Origin of the sequence: Salmonella sp. K21076, from assembly GCF_039650795.1 — a bacterium.
GTDB classification, from domain to species: Bacteria; Pseudomonadota; Gammaproteobacteria; order Enterobacterales; family Enterobacteriaceae; genus Salmonella; species Salmonella enterica.
The window spans coordinates 115,943-132,319 of record NZ_JBCLYA010000049.1 but is presented as its reverse complement, the minus strand read 5'-3'; the positions used below and the strand labels follow the sequence as shown (position 1 = coordinate 132,319).

Annotated in this window: 12 protein-coding genes and 1 pseudogene; 4 read left to right on the top strand and 9 right to left on the bottom strand. The window is 50.0% G+C overall.

Annotated elements, in window-relative coordinates; all coding sequences use genetic code 11:
- Nucleotides 1–41 precede the first annotated feature (41 nt).
- From AAYN39_RS18540 to ttrB, 5 genes and pseudogenes are all read right to left on the bottom strand, one after another.
- On the bottom strand, nt 42–779 hold the full coding sequence (locus tag AAYN39_RS18540; RefSeq protein ID WP_000697190.1) for a glutamine amidotransferase: 738 nt from the start codon (nt 777–779) through the stop codon (nt 42–44).
- Nucleotides 780–790: 11 nt separating this feature from the next.
- Nucleotides 791–2,009 (bottom strand): annotated as a pseudogene (locus AAYN39_RS18535) (PfkB family carbohydrate kinase).
- A 322-nt stretch (nt 2,010–2,331) separates the two neighbouring features.
- Entirely contained in the window at nt 2,332–5,394 is a 3,063-nt protein-coding gene (gene ttrA, locus AAYN39_RS18530; RefSeq protein ID WP_000002364.1) for a tetrathionate reductase subunit TtrA, read from the bottom strand.
- The gene (ttrC, locus tag AAYN39_RS18525; RefSeq protein ID WP_000149765.1) at nt 5,387–6,409 is read right to left on the bottom strand and encodes a tetrathionate reductase subunit TtrC; all 1,023 of its coding nucleotides are present in this window, start codon (nt 6,407–6,409) and stop codon (nt 5,387–5,389) included. The genes ttrA and ttrC overlap by 8 nt, the downstream gene beginning before the upstream one ends.
- Nucleotides 6,410–7,144, bottom strand: coding sequence for a tetrathionate reductase subunit TtrB (ttrB, locus tag AAYN39_RS18520; protein WP_001523928.1), 735 nt, complete (start codon nt 7,142–7,144; stop codon nt 6,410–6,412).
- Between the two features lie 181 nt (nt 7,145–7,325).
- Here ttrB and ttrS point away from each other — a divergent pair, with 181 nt between their 5' ends.
- The 3 genes from ttrS (at nt 7,326) to fumD (ending at nt 10,009) form a co-directional block, all read left to right on the top strand.
- Nucleotides 7,326–9,104, top strand: coding sequence for a tetrathionate respiration histidine kinase TtrS (gene ttrS, locus AAYN39_RS18515; protein WP_001214403.1), 1,779 nt, complete (start codon nt 7,326–7,328; stop codon nt 9,102–9,104).
- Entirely contained in the window at nt 9,079–9,699 is a 621-nt protein-coding gene (ttrR, locus tag AAYN39_RS18510; protein ID WP_000190927.1) for a tetrathionate respiration response regulator TtrR, read from the top strand. The genes ttrS and ttrR overlap by 26 nt, the downstream gene beginning before the upstream one ends.
- A 97-nt stretch (nt 9,700–9,796) precedes the next feature.
- On the top strand, nt 9,797–10,009 hold the full coding sequence (gene fumD, locus AAYN39_RS18505; RefSeq protein ID WP_000165779.1) for a fumarate hydratase FumD: 213 nt from the start codon (nt 9,797–9,799) through the stop codon (nt 10,007–10,009).
- A gap of 95 nt (nt 10,010–10,104) precedes the next feature.
- Here the strand turns inward: fumD and mlrB are convergent, their stop codons facing one another.
- From mlrB to AAYN39_RS18485, 4 genes are all read right to left on the bottom strand, one after another.
- Nucleotides 10,105–11,064 carry a transcriptional regulator MlrB gene (gene mlrB / locus AAYN39_RS18500; protein ID WP_001060717.1) on the bottom strand — a complete coding sequence of 320 codons (960 nt, stop codon included), beginning with the start codon at nt 11,062–11,064 and terminating at the stop codon, nt 10,105–10,107.
- A 171-nt stretch (nt 11,065–11,235) separates the two neighbouring features.
- Nucleotides 11,236–11,964, bottom strand: coding sequence for a MerR family transcriptional regulator (locus AAYN39_RS18495; RefSeq protein WP_000122320.1), 729 nt, complete (start codon nt 11,962–11,964; stop codon nt 11,236–11,238).
- A gap of 178 nt (nt 11,965–12,142) precedes the next feature.
- Nucleotides 12,143–12,781: a two component system response regulator gene (locus AAYN39_RS18490; RefSeq protein WP_000666335.1), complete on the bottom strand. Its 639-nt coding sequence runs from the start codon at nt 12,779–12,781 to the stop codon at nt 12,143–12,145.
- 30 nt (nt 12,782–12,811) lie between these two features.
- Complete coding sequence (locus AAYN39_RS18485) at nt 12,812–15,574, bottom strand: two component system sensor kinase (protein WP_001050755.1); 2,763 nt, start codon at nt 15,572–15,574, stop codon at nt 12,812–12,814.
- Between the two features lie 400 nt (nt 15,575–15,974).
- Between AAYN39_RS18485 and spiC the strand changes: the two genes are divergently transcribed.
- A complete protein-coding gene (gene spiC / locus AAYN39_RS18480; RefSeq protein WP_001738217.1) occupies nt 15,975–16,376 on the top strand; it encodes an SPI-2 type III secretion system protein SpiC in 402 nt (133 codons plus the stop codon).
- Nucleotide 16,377: the final 1 nt, after the last annotated feature.

Here is a 16,377-nt window from a genome sequence, read left to right as displayed (position 1 = left end):
GTGTGGCAGGGCAGGCGAAATTTATATTCGCCTGGGTAATATTATTTTTTTATTGTGTGTAAAACATTACACCAGAAGGTGGCGTAATGTTCCCATTGCAGAAACTGCGGACTTCCCCAGTGCGGCGAACAATCACTGGCAAAGCAACATACTTTCCCTTTATGGTAAGTACCCATAACTAACAGTGGATCGCCATTAATTTCAGCAAGGACCTGACTATTTTCTTTGGCGATAAGCTTGTTATAGCCCAACAGCGGCGGCCATTCGCTAAATGGCTGGGTAATAACATGTTTTACCGCAGTATTTACTGCTTTACATCCTTGCGGTAGTTCTACGCGGTCATCTACATCCAGCATATCAACCGGCAATACCTCCGCCAGAACCGTATTTTTATAATTGGCTTTTGCTTCTATTCCCGTAAAGGATAAATACCCGCCGATCATTAACAGACCGCCGCCCTCAGCAACATAATCGGCGATAAGTTGTAATGCATCAGGAATAATGTCCATATTATAAAAGGTTCTGTTTTGTAACAGGAACGTATTGCTACCGATATCACTGATGACGATCGCATCATAGCAGGCTAATGCTTCGGCGGTTTGTGGAAAACGAGTTTGCACAATATGGGCAGGCATGTAGTCCACATCGATATTACCCTGGCGTAAGCAGGATAATAAATAGTCTGCGCCTTCTTCGTATTTGCTCGATGTAAAGCTATCAAAACCTTTAGAGTGAATCATATGAATGTGCCAGGATTCGCCAATAAATAAGATTTTCATTATGTCACCTGTTAATTAATGTGAATGACTTTATTAGATTGGGTACGCATTCGATGTAAAACCTGCAAGTGCTGAGGCATACTCGACGCACCGACTTGTTCCACCGCCAGAGAAGCGAAAGCGGAGGCATATTGAATGGCTGCGACCATATCTGCTTGTCGCGCCAGCGCGGCGGCTAAGGCGCCATTAAAAGCGTCCGGCGGCATCTTTTACCACGGCGCTCCACGCAGGAATATACAACGTGCGGGCGTGCTCACAGAGCAGAGAACCACGGGCGCCAAGGGTAATGATGACTTTTTTCACCCCGGATTGCAGAATAATATTTCCGGCTTTTTTCGCATCATTAATATCAGTAATGGTTACGCCGGATAAAAAAGAGGCTTCAGTTTCATTCGGCGTGATGATGTCAATATCAGATAATAAATGCGTCACCTGTTTCGTATAGGGGGCAGGATTCAGCATGATCATTTTATTTTCTTGTTTGCCCAGGCGAATAAATTCAGTCAACGCTTCAATGTTCGTTTCGAGCTGCATTAACATAACGTCAGACTCGGCGATATAACGGTGTTGCTCGTTAATCTCTTGCGTGGTGAGCATCATATTGGCGCCAGGGTAGATGGCGATAATATTATCGCCATCCACGGCGGAGACATAGATCAATGCGCTACCGGTGGGCGCTTTATCTGTTTGATACGCGCTGTATGAGGTGGTGCCTGATTGAATAATATGATTCATAGCAAATGCGCTGAACTGATCTTTGCCCACTTTAAAAATAAAATGCGCCGCAGCACCAGCATTGTTTGCCGCTAAAGCCTGGTTGGCTCCTTTACCGCCAGGATAGAATCCAAATTGACTGGCCAGAATGGATTCTCCGCTTTGTGGAAACCACGGCACGGTTGCTGAAACATCAATATTGAATGAGCCTAAAACACACACCTTGCCTGCTTTTTTTGTGTTTTCCCGGTGCAGTTTTGCATCCTGATGGATTGGCGTGGCGATAGTGCTGGAGATATCAATCTTATTTTCAGTGATAAGCTTACTCAGCGCGTCACGGTTTAAAATCCCTCCGCCATAGCAACGCTGAAGCATACCTGATTTCTGGAAATAGCGTAGATCGGAACGAATAGTCTCCTGGCTAACCTTATAAAGGTCTGAAAGTTTACTGACGCTAACACTATTATCCTTTATCAGTAAATTAATGATGGCATGACGTCTTTCTTCTTTAAACATATTGCCTCCGGGTAGTGAGTTGAATTGTATTTATGGCAATATTGTCATGCGGTGAATTCAATCACAGATTATGCGGTCAACCGGAAGTAATCCCAAATGAATGTCAATAATCAGAAGCGCAGCCAATGTGTTAAATATTAATTGCTTACAGAAGGGGAAAATAGTTTTGTGAGTGTTGTCATATATTTTCTATGTAATATGACGGGGTGAACGTAAAATAGTTGGGCTTGCACGATTCAGTGAGTATATGCAGCCGGACAGCATTCGCTTATCAGTCGCTACCCTCGACGAAATAAGACGATATCGCTCTCCGGCCCTGGGGTTATATACGCTCGATTTTTGCCGGCAGCCCCTGACGTACCGCCGCGCCAGAAACCCAGTCGAGCCAGGTGTTGGTAATGGTTCTTGTCGGATCAGCAAAGCCCAGATCGTTAAGATTTATGCCTGCCCTGATTTGTGGATCATACGGCATAGGCACGCCGTCCAGAGAGTGCTGCGTTGCGCCCATCTCGCGGTGGCCATATCCGTGTTCGATGGCGATGACGCCTGGCATCACGCCATTTAACAAACTGATTTGCGCCACGACCTGACCGCCCGGCGTAATGATCCGTACCCGATCGCCATGTTGCAGTCCATAACGCTCGCCGTCTTGCGGATTCAGCGCCACCAGGTTTGCTGGCTTCACATGGTGTAAGCGCGGGATGACGGCTGTTGAGCTGGACATGGTATTTGATTTAAATGAAATCAGTTTCAGCGGCCACTGTCCAATGGGAAACTGGTCGTCAATCGCACGACCATCTGACAGACGCGCCGGATACCAGACCGGGCAACCGCTGAAGCGCTCCCCGGTGATGGCGTGACGGTGGGCGGCGACATCTGCATTCCAGATCTGTAAGGGTTTTTTCCACGCGTTACCTAACCGTTGCTCCGTATAGCCGCTATCTTCGGGCGCAAACCGGCCGCCACGCGAGTAGATAAACGCCACGCGACCGACCTCATCAGCTTTAAGCGTGTGCTGAATTGCTGGCAGAATGCGGCTGACGCCGGTAAGCGAAATATCTTCCTGATTTGCCAGCGCGACCGGCGTCTTGCCCATAAAGGCGATATTAGCGGCTACGCGCAGATAGAAGTCTTCCGCCCGGTTCAGTGGAAAAGTATTGCCCTGCGGATCGGTTATCGCCCGGTCGCCGAAGCCGGGCAGATGGAGCCGTTTTGCTACCGCAATACAAAATGCTTCCATTGAGACAGGTTGCCCGTCCGCCGTTCGGTGAGTGGCGGGGGCGACAACCGGCCAGCGGGCGGTAGTGGCTTTACTGGCTACGCCGCCCCAGGGCGCCGTAAAGCCCCAGCTCTCAAAATTGTGCGTATCCGGCACAATGTAATCCGCCAGCGCCGTCGTTTCATTCATAAAGGCGTCAATCGCGATAAAGAGCGGCAGTCGGCGAGGGTCTTTTAGCTTTTCTTCCGCCACGGCGCGTAGACCGGGAACACCGTAAAACGGGTTGCTCATATTGGAAATCCAGGCTTTAAGCGGATAAGGATAGCCTTCGAGCGCGGAGGTCAACAGTTCGGTAAGCTGGCCTGCCACAAAGGGATACCATGGCGCTTTGGCTGGATAAGGGGATTGCCCGCCGGCAATTTTGTCGCGGTATTCTTCCGATGCTTTATAAGCGGTTTTGCTACGGGCAATACTCAACCCGGACGGTTTCACTTTTCCGGCAAAACTGTTCATGTTGTAGCGGGGGCCGTCGCTAACGCCGTTGAATTTGCCGCCGCCGACAAAGACGCCGCCGGACAAGCTGAGGTTGCCGATCAGCGCGTTAAGCATCATGACTGACCAGGTGTTATAAAACCCATTGCCGGCCATCATGCCGCCGTGACTGATGACCGCAGCTTTACGTCCGTGACTGATAAAGGTTTCCGCCAGCGCGATAATTTGCGCTTCCGGCACGCCGCACTGTTCGCTGTATTGCGCCAACGAGAGCTTTTCTGCCGCCTCTTTCAGGCGTTGCAACCCGCTCTTCACCGTGACCCGTTGGCCGTCGGCGAGCGTAACGTACTGCGTCACGAAAAGCCGTGCCTGTCGGCAAGTGGACGCATCGACCAACTCGCCGTCGGTATTCAGCACGACGGGGGTCTCTTCGCCATCGGGCGTAAGATGGCGCAGCGTCAGGTGTTGTCCGGCAAGCGTCGGCAGTTCATCCGCAATGACCAGGTGCGTGGCGTTGGTCCAACTTTGCTCGCCGGCCTGCTGCATCGCCTGTACGCCGGGAATCGCCAGATAATCAGCATTATAACGTTGATTATCCATGATCCAGCGGATCATCCCCATTGCCAGCGCCGAATCGCTGCCGGGCATGACCGGTTGCCAGCGACCGCGAGGATCGGCGAGCACCGTTGATAAGGGGAGGGCGGGGGCGACCACGACGTATTGAAAATTCTCACGCAGCCGGGCGCTCGCCAACTGACGCGCCTGGCGTTTAAAGGGATTACCGGACTGTGCCGGGGAGGTGCCCATAAAGAGCGCAAACTCCACGTTTTCCCAGTCGGGTTTGACATGCGGGTTTTTATCCAGATCGCCCATCAATGCCCCGGAGCCGGCCCGGTAAGCCAGTCCACAGTAGGCGCCATGCGCGCCGAAATTCTTGCTGCCGAAGCTATTTAGCGCAAAACGACGCAGAAACGCATCGCGGCCTTCGTCGCTGGTATTCGTGACCAGTAACTGATTGGTTTTGGGCCCGAAACTGGGGTGCTTTGCGTCAATTGGCGTATCCGGCGCATGAATAGCGCGCAGTCCGTCCACATGACCTTCGCCAAACAGATCGCCGCCTTCCACGACTTCTTCAATAAGCTGCTCAAAGCTGATGCGCTGCCATTTCCCTTCGCCGCGTTTACCCACGCGTTTCATCGGTTCAAGCAGTCGCAGCGGACTGTACAGGCTTTCCAGCAGCGTGGCGCCGCGCGCGCAGGCGGTTGAGCGGGCGTCAAGACCGCTTTCTCCCGCCAGTTGCTCCATGGCTTCGCTAAAAGGGACGGACGAGTCAATCGGGTGTTCCTGCGACAAGGGGTGATAGGGATTGCCGGCGATGCGTATTACTTTGCCATCGGCATTTACCCGGGCGCGGATACCGCACTGTGTCCAACAGCCGAAGCATTGCGTCATGGCGATGGTTTGTTGTGGATTTTGCTGCCAGTGCGTTTGTGCCTGCGCCTCCGGAATTAACGCGTTGCCAAAGATGCGGTCGCGCGTTACCTTGCCGGATGTCCCGTTTAACAGGCCATCAATTGCGCGTTTCGCCACATCACGGTAGCTCAGACCAAAAGTGACCATCCCACCGACGGCGAGACCGACTTTTAGCCACTGACGACGGGTTAAATTAGCCATGTTGTAATCTCCTGGTGAGTCCGTTCAGCGTTTCACGAATACTAATCAGTAGCGCTATCCACAGGCCGAAGGTGCCGAGAATAGCCAGCCAGCCATCCGTTCCGCCTGGTAACGTGTAAGGGTTAAATTGCGCGTTGAACTTGGGTACGGTTTGTACCTGAATCAACAATGTCCAGCGCATCAGCCAACATAGCGCCAGCGCGCTCAGAACCAGCAGGACGCGTCTTAGCTCCGATAACGGATGACGTAGCGCCAGGCTACAGAACAGCAGTGTGAATACCCACAGCGCTAGCCAGCCGACAGCGTAATATTTGGCTGACAGGGCGACGGTAATCCACTGACGGATTGCCGTGCCGGAAAGCGTATCGCCGCTGACCCACATGGCCACAACCAGCCCCAGCGCCGCCAGCGTCCAGAGTTGTCCCCACAGTATTTTTGGCAGCCTTACCGAGTCGCGTCGGGCGGCGACAATCATCAGCGCGAAGAACGCCTGTAAGGCGCTAAGAAACATCGCCACGGGGAAGGCGTAGCTAAACCAGATTGGGCGCGCCAGCACAACGGAGACTTCGCGGCCGGTATAAATCAACAGGCCCACCGCGCAAAGCGCGCTGGCTAACGCCAACCATTTAGTGACGTTGTAACTTTTATTGAATAATCGTTTTATTTGCTGCGCCAGGAACCACAGAGCGAGAAATCCGGTAAACAGCGGCAGGAACAACGCTCCCCAGGGCATCCACGACCAGGGCGTCGGCCAGGCATAGAAATGCCAGACGCGGGCGGTCTGGTGCAGATCCGCCGTCAGCGCCAGCGGTGCGGTAATCGCACAGGTAATGGCAATCAGTAATGCCCGATTTTCTTCTGTTGCGGCGTCTTTTTTCCGCCAGTGAAGATAACAGGCAAACAGTGCGGCGCAGGCGGCAATGCCAATAAAAAAGAAATATTGTACCGCCCACGGCAACCAGCTAATGTCCTGCGGGTGAGCCAGCACTTCTTCAATGATGAGTGAATGCGTCATTCAGACCTCCTGCCAAAGCGCGGGCTGCGCACGGCCCATTAATGGGGTGACAAAGGCGTCGTCCAGACCCAGGTAGAAAACATGGGGCGACGTGCCGTTTTCCGGCTTTAATACCTTGATAGCGTCGCGATGTTGATGAAGCATGGTGGCGATGCGGCTATGGGGATCTTTGATATCGCCAATAATACGCGCGCCGCCGACGCAGGACTCTACGCAAGCGGGTAACAGTCCGGCTTCCAGACGATGGACGCAAAACGTGCATTTATCGGCAGTTTGCGTTTCATGATTGATAAATCGGGCGTCGTAAGGACACGCCTGGACACAATAGGCGCAGCCGACGCAGCGTTTGTTATCCACCACCACAATGCCGTCTTCCCGCTGAAAGGTGGCTTGTACCGGGCAGACCGGCACACAGGGGGGGTTATCGCAATGGTTGCACAGACGCGGCAACAGCACATTCGTGACTTCCTGACTACCTTCACGCTGGACCTGGTATTGGTTCACGGTCGTACGAAACGCGCCCTGCGGCGTTTGGTTTTCAATAGTGCAACTTACGGTACAGGACTGACAGCCGATACAACGCCGCAGGTCGATAAGCATGGCGTAACGGTGTCGGGGAGAGCCTTCATGCCGCTCCGGCGAAAAAGGAAATTTCGCTTCAGCCAGCGGAACCAGCGAGGCGCCAGCGGTCAGGACGCCGAGCTGCTGGAGAAATTGCCGTTTACTGCTGTCCATATTGACTCCCGTCCACATTGCCAACAATGAAACATTTGTCACGATGTTGGTTCATGTGTAATGAATAAAAAATGTTGATGATTTACAGTGTAAAAATCGAGACGGGGTGCGCTCTATTGTGGTTAACCACATACCCGGCTTGTTGTTGATCTAAAACAACATAATTGACAGGGATATTGGGGTGAGAGGTAAAACCGTAAGGCGCCTGGCGGTGTTGGCGGCAGTAGGGCTACTTTGTCATGGCGCGTGGGCAGGGACGTGGAATATCGGTATTTTGGCCATGCGCGGCGAGGCGTCTACGCGTAGCCACTGGCAACCGTTGGCAAAGACATTAAGCCAACAGCTTCCAGGCGAAACCTTTCACATCCAGCCGCTGGATCTGCATCAAATGCAGGAGGCCGTTAACCAGGGAACCGTGCAGTTTGTGATAACCAACCCGGCGCAATTTGTCCAACTGAACAGCCATGCGCCGCTGCGCTGGTTAGCTTCCCTGCGTTCCACGCGCGATGGGAAAGCGGTGAGCAATGTTATTGGCAGCGTGATTTTGACCCGGCGCGATAGCGGCATCACCACGGCGCATGATCTCATCGGTAAGACAGTCGGCGCGATTGATGCTCAGGCGTTTGGCGGCTATTTATTAGGCTATAAAGCGCTCAGCGACGCGGGCTTACGCCCGGAGCGCGATTTTCATCTTCGTTTTACCGGATTTCCTGGCGATGCCTTAATCTATATGCTGCGCGAAAAAGCGGTGCAGGCGGCAATTGTGCCAGTGTGCCTGTTAGAAAATATGGATCAGGAAGGATTGATTAATAAAAAGGACTTTATCGCGCTGCTTTCCCGACCGACGCCCCTGCCTTGCTTAACCAGTACGCCGTTATATCCTGACTGGTCGTTCGCGGCGCTACCTGCGGTAAGCGATGCGCTGGCGGATCGCGTAACGCGAGCGCTATTCAACGCGCCCGCCGCCGCGTCATTTCACTGGGGCGCGCCAGCGTCGACCAGTCAGGTGGAAGCGTTGCTGCGTGATGTTCGTCAGCACCCTCAGCAGCGTCGACTGTGGCTGGATGTCAAAAGTTGGTTAATCCAGCACCAGCTAATGGTCGGCGGCGTGATTTTGGCGTTCCTGTTGCTCACGCTCAATTATATTTGGGTCATGCTGCTGGTGCGTCGACGTGGAAAGCAACTGGAACGTAATAGCGTAGTTCTTCATCAGCATGAGCGGGCGCTGGAAACCGCCCGGCAAATGAGCGTGTTGGGTGAAATGACCTCCGGGTTTGCCCATGAGCTTAATCAGCCGCTTTCCGCGATTCGACATTATGCCCAGGGGTGCCTGATTCGACTGCGCGCTGCAGATGAACAGCATCCCTTGCTGCCGGCGCTGGAGCAGATTGACCAGCAGGCGCAACGCGGTGCGGATACTCTGCGTAACCTGCGTCACTGGGTCAGCCAGGCGCAGGGCAACCCGGTGCTAACCGAAGCGTGGAAGGCCATAGCCATTCGCGAGGCGATTGATCATGTCTGGCAATTGTTGCGTATGGCGCAACAATTTCCGACAGTGACTCTGCATACCGAGGTTAGCGCTGCGCTGCGCGTAACGCTGCCGTCAGTGCTGCTGGAACAGGTGCTGGCGAATATCATTCTTAATGCGGCTCAGGCGGGCGCCACCCATTTATGGGTCGTTGCTGAACGCACTGAAAACGGCATCAGTATTGTTTTACAGGATAACGCCGGGGGAATCGACGAGGCGCTATTACGTCAGGCGTTTCAGCCGTTTATGACCACCCGTAAAGAGGGGATGGGCTTAGGGCTGGCGATTTGCCAGCGGCTGGTGCGGTATGGGCGGGGCGATATCAGCATCAGGAACCAGACCGCGCCGGACGGTCTGTCGGGAACGGTGGTCACGATACATTTCTTACATGAACATGGGGGCAGGGATGGCGACAATTCATCTACTGGATGATGATACGGCGGTCACTAACGCGTGCGCGTTTTTACTGGAAAGTCTGGGATATGACGTAAAATGCTGGACGCAGGGGGCGGATTTTTTGGCGCAGGCCAGTCTGTATCAGGCCGGGGTCGTATTACTGGATATGCGAATGCCGGTACTGGATGGGCAGGGCGTTCATGATGCGTTGCGCCAGTGCGGAAGTACCCTGGCGGTTGTTTTTCTTACCGGGCATGGCGATGTACCGATGGCCGTGGAGCAGATGAAACGCGGCGCCGTCGATTTTCTGCAAAAACCGGTATCGGTAAAACCGCTACAGGCGGCGCTGGAGCGTGCGCTGACGGTTTCATCGGCAGCGGTGGCGCGCCGTGAGATTATACTGTGTTACCAGCAGTTGACGCCGAAAGAGCGTGAGCTGGCCAGCCTGGTGGCAAAAGGGTTTATGAACCGTGAAATTGCGGAAGCGATGAATATCGCGGTGCGTACCGTAGAGGTGCACCGCGCCAGAGTCATGGAAAAAATGCAGGCCGGTAGCCTGGCGGAACTGATTAGGCGTTTCGAAAAAATGGCCTCGCCAGAGACCAGAATACGAACAACGTATGAGCCATGAATAATAAACTGCGTTATTTCTTTGATTTGCATCAAATTTTGTTTAATTGAGAAGACTGTTATATTCTGTTGGTTTGAGCTGGCGACGAGTAAAACGTATGACAAAACCGACAAAAGATGACGAACTGTACCGCGAGATGTGCCGGGTGGTGGGCAAGGTCGTGCTGGAAATGCGCGATCTGGGGCAGGAGCCTAAATATATTGTTATTGCGGGCGTGTTAAGAACCGCGCTGGCGAATCAACGCATCCAACGTAGCGCGTTAGAAAAACAGGCTATGGAAACCGTGATTAACGCTCTGGCGCGGTCATAGCCGCTATCAGGGTGGCAATAACGAAATCGCCTTTGAATTGTCGCGATTGTCACCATGGCGGGCTGGTTACCCGCCGTTAGCGATGCGCAGGGTTATCAGGTGATGGCTAAGCGCAGCCCTAATGTATCAGGGTACGGCTCAAAATAATTCTGGCTGCGTAGATAGTCATCCGGATGTTCCGCCAGATAGTGCTTCAGCAGCGTTAACGGTGCCAGGATAGGTAGTCGGCCCGCCCGGTAGCCGAGAATCACCTCGCGTAATTCCGCGCGTTGCCTGCTGTTCAACGCGCGGTGAAAATAGCCCTGGATATGCATCAGCACATTGGTGTGATTTTTACGTGAAGCGGGGTGTCGCAGGATAGCCATCAGTTTTTCTCTGTATCGGACAAAGAAGGCATCCAGATCGTCCCACTCATGCAGACGCGCGACGAAAGGGCCAATTTCGCGGTAGCCGGCCTGGTGGTGGGCGAGAAGCTGAAGTTTGTATCGGCTATGAAACGCGAGCAAACTGTGACGACTCAAGCCCTGCGCGCGTAGCGCATTTAATTCATGTAGCGCGAAGATACGTGCGATGAAATTCTCGCGTAGTACCGGATCGTGCAGGCGACCATCTTCCTCTATCGGCAGCCAGGGATATTTGTCCATCATCGCGGCGGTAAACAGCCCCGTGCCAGCTTTGCGGCCCCTGTTACCCTTTTCATCATACAGGCGAACGCGCTCCATTCCGCAACTGGGCGATTTCGCACACACAATAAACCCCGCCAGTTCGCCTATTGTTGGCAGAAACCGATCGGCAAAGGCATTCATTCGCTCGGTGACGTCATCGTGCGGGGCATGGCTATAGCGCATCCGAATGTCGCCACAGGTCGTCTGGATAAGACGCAGCGCAGGGCGGGGCACGGGCAGGCCGATCGCCACCTCCGGGCAGATCGGTTTGTAGGCCACCCACGGCGCCAGAGAGTTCATGACAAAATCCATACGCTTATGTCCGCCATCAAAGCGTACCGCGGCGCCAGTCAGACATCCGCTAATGCCGACTACGGGTTTGTTATTCATGATTCCCCCTTATTGAAAGTACGACGACTGACGCCAACGGCGCAAAATGTTATCTCACGCTGATTTAAAACTTACACAACTTTGTTTTTTTGTCTAAGTTTTCGCGGAGATTTTTTTGATGTACTTAAATATCAATAAGATAGAATGAGGGGAAGAAATCTATTTCAGCGCTTATAGTGTGATAACCTCCAGCGAAGCGACCACGTTGCGCCACTGGGCAAGCTGTTTTTTCTGCCCGGCAGTGAGCTTGCCGGTGGTCACCAGGAACCATTTTCTCTGGGCGAACAGCTCGGGCGCCAGAACGGCTGGTGGAGAGGGAAGCACATTGAGCCGCAGCTCTTGTCCGGTACGAGTCAACGCTTCCAGCCAGATTTCACAGTGATCCGAGAGATGCCATCCGCTAATAAAAGCATTGTTGCCAGGCGCTTTTCTGTCGCCTTCAAGGCAAAAAGAGGTGTAGGCAATAATGATGCCATCCAATATTTCGCGCAGCGTCATCACGGCGGGAAGATGCGCGGACACTTTGCTGCGCAACGGACGCAATAAATGGGTCACCAGTTCTGCGCGGGGATATTCCCGGCCACAGTCATAAATCAACTGCCGCAGCGCGTCAATTCGCCCTTCGTGGAGATGTTGAAGCATCGTCTCCTGAATCGTTATCCAGTTATCGCCCAGGCGAATGACCGGACGCGACAGTAAGGGTTTGACCTGACTTATCGGTACGCCTTTTCTCACCCAGTCGAGGATGCTAAGCGCTTGTCGAATATCGTCATCGCTGTATAAGCGATGCCCGCCATCAGTACGCTGCGGTTTCAATAAACCATAGCGTCGCTGCCATGCCCTTAGCGTGGCGGCATTGATACCGCATAGTCTGGCAAATTCGCCGATAGAATACGACATGGTAAAGCCCGTTAAATAAGGGGATTCTACTATATCATGATTAAATGAAGACTAAGGTAGTGATAAATGGTGCGGCATACCAGGGCATCCGTATGGATTTTGTCGATGATGAGCAATACTGCGTGGCGTAAGGCTCATCAAAATATGACCAATGCTTAATACCATCGGATGCCCCTGGTTAATACTCTATTAACCTCATTCTTCGGGCGCAGTTAAGTAACTCTGTCACTTTATGAACCTGTAGCTTTCTCATCATATTCATCCGATGTGTTTCGACGGTTTTTATACTGATATGTAGCTTTTCGCTGATCCCATGATTGGTATACCCCTCGTCAATAAGTTTAAGAACCTGACGCTCGCGCAAAGTAAGCAGTTGATGATTGGTCGTGTCAGCGTTTAATTCAGCCAGGATAGCTTCCCGATTCAACGTCGGGTCAATGTAACGCTTGTTTACTGCGACTGTTTGCAATGCCGCTAACAGGACTTGCTGACTACTGCTTTTTAAAACATAGCCATTAGCACCTGCGGCTAAAGTTTTAATGGTCATATACTCTTGTTGGTATGCTGTGTAAACCAGAATATTCATTGCTGGCCAACGCTGATGTAATTGAGGAATGATATCCAGGCCATTGATGCCAGGTAAGCTAAGATCAAGGATAAGTATGTCAGGCTCGTATGCGCAACAGGCATTATAAACCTCAAGACCATTTTTAACATGCTCTACAATTTTAAAATGAGGCCAGGGTAATAAGGCATTCATAATGCCGTTAATGATGATTTCATGATCGTCTACTAATAAGATCTTATATTCTTTCATTTTGCTGCCCTCGCGAAAATTAAGATAATATTAAGTAATGGTGTAGTTTTTGAAGATCATACGTATTTTCTGGCGTAAGTCGGTTAGTTCTTCCAGCGCGATGATTTTCCCCATTTTTACGCGATTCTCAATGTCTATGACATAGCATACCAATTCAGTCTGCCCTATTTGACCTAAACAGCCTTTTAATGTGTGAATTAACTGATCGATTTTTTTTCCAGCCGATACGGCATTTTCAATATCAGCCAGCAAGAGGTCCAGTGATTGGAAAATCTTGCTATTAATGACCATATCATCTGTCGCCAGTAGCGCTGAGCAGCGACTTGGATCCTGCTCCTGTAGCTCTATATTTCGTAAAAGTTGGTATTCTGCGGCAATACTGATATAGCGAGCTAAGGTAGCCAACGTCACTGGTTTGGTAATGTAATGATGAATCCCATTTTTTTTACAACGATGAATATCTTCTGTCGCTACGCTAGCGGATAGCGCCACAAACATGCAGTCAGGATCTAAATTATTCGGCTCATCGTGCCATAATTGTACACATTCAATACCATCTATTTCTGGCATTCTAATGTCAATCAGTACTAAATCGAATCGTTGCTGTTGTGATAAAGTCAGAGCCTCGTTACTACTGGCGGCAATAGTGACGTGTTGGCCCAGGCTGACAAGCATTTTGCCGATGATATCCCGATTAATATCGGCATCATCAACCAAAAGAATCTGTAACTGCCAGGGTGGTAACAAATTATTTATTATTGGTATATTTGGTGTACACAATATTAACTGTTGCGCCAGGTCGTAGAGTTTTCCGGGGAAATACAAAAGCTCAGCGTTGAGAAGCGCATTTTGCTGGTGGGGTGGTTCGCCGCGTATTCCCCAGCAAGCCAGTTGGCGATGCAGGCAGAACGGCGCTGACAGTGTCCCTTTAATTTGTTGAGGCGGTTGGTATTCTTGTAAGGGTAATACTAGCGAGACACAGGTTCCAACCCCGGGGACACTTTTTAGTGTCAGATTACCGCCCATCATTTTAGCCAGGCTTGACGCAATAGTCAGTCCAATTCCTGTACCTTGCGAATTTGTGTCTGCTTGATAAAAAGCAGTAAAGATTTGAGACTGCTGCTGTATTTCAATCCCTTTACCGCTATCGCTAACCAGAAATATTAATTGTTCCTCATGACGCTTGACCGTCAGACGTATCCCTCCGGTTTCGGTAAATTTTACCGCGTTCCCGAGTAAATTAACCAAAATTTGCCGTAAACGGATACTGTCGGTATGAAAATAGAGGGGGACATGTTGACCAACAAAAGTACGTAATGACAGTTTTTTGCTTTGTGCTGGCCCCTGGATGGTTTGCATTGCCTGGTCCAGTAACGGCAGTAACGCTGTTTCTTCCATATGTAATGTGAAATGACCAGACTCGATGCGTGAAAAATCCAGCAGATTATTAATAATAGCTAACAAAGACAGTGTGCAATTTCTGGCGGTATCAGCTAATCCTTGCTGCTCTATGTTTAAAGGGGTGGTTTGTAATAATTCAATTGCACCGAGTACGCCATTCATCGGAGTACGTAACTCATGACTTATTACCGTAAGATGAATGCTTTTACGTTTGTTAGCTTGCTCAGCGCGTTTTTTTGCTTCATTTAGCGCCTGGGTGCGCTCTGCGACTTTGTTTTCCAGATTGTCGTATTGGACTTGTAGGGTATCAAGTAGTTGGTTAAAAGCACCGGCAATACTATCTAATTCATCCAGTCGTTGTGCTGGTAAACGTGTGCTCAGCGGTGCAGTTGCGGTTTTATTAATGATATCGACAAAACGCCATAACGGTTTGGCCAGTGAGCGATGTAGTAACCAGCAAAAAGCCGACGTCATCAACACCAATGCTGTTAATGTAAAGGGGATTTGTTGGAGGATAGTTTTTAAGATGCGATTATGTAGATTACCGTATGGGTACAGCGTAACCAGACTCCATCCGGGGCCATGCAAAGTTGTGCGTAATATCAGAAATCCGGGAATTTGTTGCCATCCATCATGCAGCGTTACATTTTCTAACTGTGTACGTATTTTTTGCGGGATGTATGAAAACGGCAATAAGTGGTTGTTTTGATCCAGCCATACTCGAATACTATCATCTAATGGTAGGTGGCTCTTAGAAATGAGATCAGGAAGTTTAACCATCACCCCAAAAAATACGCCTTGCTGATCGGCAACCGCAACGGAAGCGTGCCATCCTTTGCCGTTTATGTATTCTGGTTCACTCCAGTAAAACCCGGCATGGGTTGGGTATAAAGGAAAGCTTTTTCGCGTTAAAAGCTGTAGAGTTGAATAATCTGAAGGGTTATCAGTAGATAATAACGAAATCTCATTTTTATGGTTAAGAATAAAACTATCGCGACGAAAGCTTTTTTCATCGATATCAGAGGACTGCAGAAAGAGACGATGCTTCTCTCCGTTTAGCGTCGGCGTGCAATTTGAAGGACCGACAGAAAGATGCCGGCTCACCTCAGGGAAAATATCATTATGATGAATCTCAGTCGCTAATGAGCATTGATACATTAAATTTTTAGCGTCACGTTCAGCCTCTTCAAATCGTTGATTGCTTAGTACAATATTCATCTCGGATAGAGCGGATAAATCCTCTATTATATGCTGCCGTTTCTGAACCATTGATATATAAGCTGCAGTAATCACAGATAGCAGCCAAATAATTATGGTTGTTAATAAAAATAAAAAAGTTAGCCTGATTACTAAAGATGTTTGCAGCGTATTCTTGAGATTGAGCAAATTCATAATGCTTTCCTCCAGTTGCCTGTTGCAAAATCTTTGGCACTTGATCACTATCGCAGTACATATAGTTTCATCAGAAGATTAATCGATGGTGTTATCATTAGGAAGATAAATTTCTTCATATATAAACCAGTCGATGACTACAATTACTTTTTAATAAGGCAGCGATGTAAAAACATCGTAACAGTTTATTTAATAAATAATTTTTCAAATTGTAAGTTTTTGTGTCTATGCTGAAAATGTAATTGTGAATTTATCGGAAAATCCGAATGATAGAATCGCCTGTGACAAGGTATATGTAGACAGCATCCTGATATTGTACAAGAAGAGTATAGTCGAAATAAATGTGAATCAGGCTTTTTACGGATGTGGTTGTGAGCGAATTTGATAGAAACTCCCATTTATGTCTGAGGAGGGATTCATGCTGGCAGTTTTAAAAGGCATTCCATTAATTCAGGATATCAGGGCCGAAGGTAATAGCCGATCCTGGATAATGACTATTGATGGGCATCCTGCCAGAGGAGAAATTTTCTCAGAAGCATTTTCTATTTCTTTGTTCTTAAATGACCTGGAAAGCTTACCTAAGCCTTGTCTTGCCTATGTGACACTACTGCTTGCAGCACACCCGGACGTCCATGACTATGCTATACAGCTCACAGCGGATGGGGGATGGTTAAACGGTTATTATACCACAAGTAGTAGCTCTGAGCTTATTGCTATTGAGATAGAAAAACACCTGGCTTTAACTTGCATTTTAAAAAATGTAATACGCAATCACCATAAACTTTATTCGGGTGGGGTATAAA

Coding starts and splice junctions, on each gene's coding strand:
- AAYN39_RS18540 (WP_000697190.1), bottom strand. CDS start 779: ATGAAAATCTTATTTATTGGCGAATCCTGGCACATTCATATGATTCAC.
- ttrA (WP_000002364.1), bottom strand. CDS start 5,394: ATGGCTAATTTAACCCGTCGTCAGTGGCTAAAAGTCGGTCTCGCCGTC.
- ttrC (WP_000149765.1), bottom strand. CDS start 6,409: ATGACGCATTCACTCATCATTGAAGAAGTGCTGGCTCACCCGCAGGAC.
- ttrB (WP_001523928.1), bottom strand. CDS start 7,144: ATGGACAGCAGTAAACGGCAATTTCTCCAGCAGCTCGGCGTCCTGACC.
- ttrR (WP_000190927.1), top strand. CDS start 9,079: ATGGCGACAATTCATCTACTGGATGATGATACGGCGGTCACTAACGCG.
- fumD (WP_000165779.1), top strand. CDS start 9,797: ATGACAAAACCGACAAAAGATGACGAACTGTACCGCGAGATGTGCCGG.
- mlrB (WP_001060717.1), bottom strand. CDS start 11,064: ATGAATAACAAACCCGTAGTCGGCATTAGCGGATGTCTGACTGGCGCC.
- AAYN39_RS18495 (WP_000122320.1), bottom strand. CDS start 11,964: ATGTCGTATTCTATCGGCGAATTTGCCAGACTATGCGGTATCAATGCC.
- AAYN39_RS18490 (WP_000666335.1), bottom strand. CDS start 12,781: ATGAAAGAATATAAGATCTTATTAGTAGACGATCATGAAATCATCATT.
- AAYN39_RS18485 (WP_001050755.1), bottom strand. CDS start 15,574: ATGAATTTGCTCAATCTCAAGAATACGCTGCAAACATCTTTAGTAATC.
- spiC (WP_001738217.1), top strand. CDS start 15,975: ATGTCTGAGGAGGGATTCATGCTGGCAGTTTTAAAAGGCATTCCATTA.